Source organism: Streptomyces sp. GC420 (genome assembly GCF_009916105.1).
In the GTDB taxonomy this organism is placed as follows: domain Bacteria; phylum Actinomycetota; class Actinomycetes; order Streptomycetales; family Streptomycetaceae; genus Streptomyces.
The window spans coordinates 1-3,464 of record NZ_JAAAXQ010000570.1; the positions used below are offsets into that span (position 1 = coordinate 1).

General features: G+C 74.0%; 3 protein-coding genes. 1 reads left to right on the forward strand and 2 read right to left on the reverse strand.

Features of this window, described 5'->3' with window-relative positions; genetic code table 11:
- Positions 1-58 precede the first annotated feature (58 nt).
- Positions 59-718, reverse strand: a complete 660-nt coding sequence (locus GUY61_RS36255; RefSeq protein WP_166634551.1) for a DUF3000 domain-containing protein — start codon at positions 716-718, stop codon at positions 59-61.
- 158 nt (positions 719-876) lie between these two features.
- Between GUY61_RS36255 and hemE the strand changes: the two genes are divergently transcribed.
- Entirely contained in the window at positions 877-1,950 is a 1,074-nt protein-coding gene (hemE, locus tag GUY61_RS36260; protein ID WP_166634552.1) for a uroporphyrinogen decarboxylase, read from the forward strand.
- Between the two features lie 76 nt (positions 1,951-2,026).
- Here hemE and GUY61_RS36265 read toward each other — a convergent pair whose 3' ends face one another.
- Positions 2,027-3,403, reverse strand: a complete 1,377-nt coding sequence (locus tag GUY61_RS36265) for an FAD-dependent oxidoreductase (protein WP_166634553.1) — start codon at positions 3,401-3,403, stop codon at positions 2,027-2,029.
- Positions 3,404-3,464: the final 61 nt, after the last annotated feature.

Genomic DNA, 3,464 nt, shown 5'->3' on the forward strand with positions numbered 1-3,464 from the left:
GTCGGAGGGGAGACGGCGGCGGGCGGAGGGCACGCCGCCGGGGCGGTCCCCGGTCCCGTCAGTGCGGCTGCGGTCCCCTGCGCTGGGGCAGGGGCAGCGACACGACACCCGCGTCCGCGGCACCGACCGGCGGCAGGCCGCCGATCTGGCACAGCAGGTCGCACCAGGCCGCCAGGTGCCCCGCGGTGTCCGGCACCCCGCCGAGCCCTTCGCGCGGGGTCCAGGAGGCACGGATCTCGATCTGCGTGGTCGGCACCCGGTCCGCCAGTCCTCCGAAGTAGTGCGAGCCGGCGCGTGTGACGGTGCCGCTCGCTTCCTCGAAGGCCAGTCCGCGTGCCTCCAGCGCCCCGGTCAGCCAGGACCAGCTCACCTCCGGCAGCAGCGGGTCCGTCGCGATCTCCGGTTCCAGTTCCGCCCGTACGAGCGTCACCAGGCGGAAGGAACCCTGCCAGGCCTCGTGGCCCGCGGGGTCGTGCAGCAGCACCAGCCGGCCGTCGGCCAGTTCCTCCTCGCCGTCGAGGACCACCGCCTCCAGCGCGAAGGTGTGCGGTGCGAGCCGCTGCGGCGGCCGCGTCGCCTCTATCTCCACCTCGGGTCGCAACCGCGCCGTGCGCAGCGCCTCCACCGCTTTGCGGAACGGCAACGGAGCGGAGTCGCCCGCAACGTCGTCGTCCATTCCGTCGGCACCGTCCGAAAGTTGTCCCTGAGCCGCAGCCATGCGGGGAAGAGTAGGCGGAACAGAGGCCTCAAGGGGGGAGGGACACCCGGGAGGTTCCGGCACTTGCCGGGCACGCGCGGAACAGGTAATGGGGCGGGCGCCGGACGGACACCGGGCACGTGCCCGGCACCCGCCCGGCGCATGCGAGACTGCTGGACGTGAGTGCCGACCACCGCCCCGCGGGCCAGCAGAACCAGACCAGCGACGTCCAGGAATCCGCCTTCCTCAAGGCGTGCAGGCGCGAACCCGTGCCGCACACGCCGGTGTGGTTCATGCGTCAGGCGGGACGCTCCCTGCCCGAGTACCGCAAGGTCCGCGAGGGCACCGCCATGCTCGAGTCCTGCATGCGCCCCGACCTGGTCACGGAGATCACGCTGCAGCCCGTGCGCCGCCACAACGTGGACGCCGCGATCTACTTCAGCGACATCGTCGTCCCCCTCAAGGCCATCGGCCTCGACCTCGACATCAAGCCCGGCGTCGGCCCCGTCGTCGCCGAGCCGATCCGCTCCCGCGCCGACCTCGCCCGGCTGCGCGACCTGGAGCCGGACGACGTCTCGTACGTCACCGAGGCCATCGGCATGCTCACCCGGGAGCTGGGCGCCACCCCGCTCATCGGCTTCGCCGGGGCGCCCTTCACCCTCGCCAGCTACCTGGTGGAGGGCGGGCCCTCACGCAACCACGAGCACACCAAGGCACTGATGTACGGCGACCCGCAGCTGTGGGCCGACCTGCTGGACCGGCTCGCCGACATCACCGCCGCCTTCCTCAAGGTGCAGATCGAGGCAGGCGCCTCGGCCGTGCAGCTCTTCGACTCCTGGGTGGGCGCCCTCGCCCCCGCCGACTACCGCCGCTCGGTCATGCCCGCCTCCGCGAAGGTGTTCCGGGCCGTCGAGGGGTACGGCGTCCCGCGCATCCACTTCGGCGTCGGCACCGGCGAACTGCTCGGCCTCATGGGCGAGGCCGGCGCCGACGTCGTGGGCGTCGACTGGCGCGTCCCGCTCGACGAGGCCGCCCGCCGCGTCGGCCCCGGCAAGGCCCTCCAGGGCAACCTGGACCCGGCCGTGCTGTTCTCCACCCGCGACGCCGTCGAGACCAAGACCCGCGAGGTGCTGGACGCCGCCGCCGGTCTCGAGGGCCACATCTTCAACCTGGGCCACGGCGTCCTGCCGACCACGGACCCGGACGCGCTGACCCGCCTCGTGGAGTACGTGCACACGCGGACGGCGCGGTAGGCCCCCGCGGCCCGCTCCGCGAAGCGAGGGCAGCACTGCCGGGCGCGCCGGGCGGGGGCGGTCAGCGGGGTGCTGCTCAGCGGGCGGCCCGCACGGCCTGCACGGCCTTGCGGGCAGCGACCAGCACCGGGTCCCACACCGGGGAGAACGGCGGCGCGTAGCCGAGGTCGAGCGCGGTCATCTGCTCCACCGTCATACCGGCGGTGAGCGCGACCGCCGCGACGTCCACGCGCTTGCCCGCGCCCTCACGGCCCACGATCTGGGCGCCGAGCAGCCGGCCGGTGCCCAGTTCGGCCAGCATCTTCACGGTCATCGGGGCCGCGTCCGGGTAGTAGCCGGCACGGCTCGTCGACTCGATGCGCGCCGTGACGAACCGGAACCCGGCCCGCGCGGCGTCCTTCTCCCGCAGCCCGGTGCGGGCGATCTCCAGGTCGCAGACCTTGCTGACCGCCGTCCCGACAACCCCGGGGAAGGTGGCGTAGCCACCGCCCGCGTTGGCGCCGATGACCTGTCCGTGCTTGTTGGCGTGGGTGCCGAGCGGAACGTGCCGCAGACCGCCCGAGACCAGGTCGAGGACCTCCACGCAGTCGCCGCCCGCCCAGATGTTCCCGTGGCCCAGGACCCGCATCGCGCGGTCCGTCAGCAGCCCGCCGGACTCCCCGAGCGGCAGCCCGGCCGCCTTCGCGAGGCCCGTCTCCGGCCGCACGCCGATGCCCAGCACCACGACGTCCGCCGGGTACTCGGTCTCCCCGGTCACCACGGCCCGTGCCCGGCCGCCCTCGTCCGTGCGGATCGCGGTGACCGCGGCGCCGCCGACCACCTCGATCCCCAGACCGCCCATCGCCTCGCGGACCAGCCGGCCCATGTCAGGGTCGAGCGTGGACATCGGCTCGGCGGCCTGGTCCAGGACGGTCACCTCGTAGCCGCGGCGGATGAGCGCCTCGGCCATCTCCACCCCGATGTAGCCCCCGCCCACGACGACCGCTCGCCGGCCCGTCGCCGCGTCGAGGCCGTCGAGCAGCGCCTGGCCGTCGTCCAGGTTCTGCACGCCGTACACGCCGGGCGCGTCGATGCCGGGCAGCGGGGGCCGCAGGGGGCGCGCCCCGGTCGCGATCACCAGCTTGTCGTAACCGGTCCAGGACTCCGTGGCCCCGTCCACGTCACGGGTCCGCACCCGCTGCTTCTCGGTGTCGATGGCGGTCACCTCGGTGCGCAGCCGCAGATCGATGTCCCGGGCCCGGTGCTCCTGCGGGGTCCGGGCGATCAGTTCGTCCCGCGAACGGACCGTGCCGCCGACCCAGTACGGGATGCCGCAGGCGGAGTACGAGGTGAAGTGGCCCCGCTCGAAGGCGACGATCTCCAGTTCCCCGGGGCCCCTCAGCCTGCGGGCCTGAGACGCCGCGGACATCCCGGTCGCGTCGCCGCCCACCACCACGAGTCGCTCCGCCGCCATGGAATCTCCCTTTCCGCCGGGTCCGGTGCGCCCATTCCACCACCCCCGCACCCGCCCGGGC

Excerpts from the sequence above, each read along its gene's own strand:
- GUY61_RS36255 (WP_166634551.1), bottom strand. The coding sequence starts at position 718 with ATGGCTGCGGCTCAGGGACAACTTTCGGACGGTGCCGACGGAATGGAC.
- GUY61_RS36265 (WP_166634553.1), bottom strand. The coding sequence starts at position 3,403 with ATGGCGGCGGAGCGACTCGTGGTGGTGGGCGGCGACGCGACCGGGATG.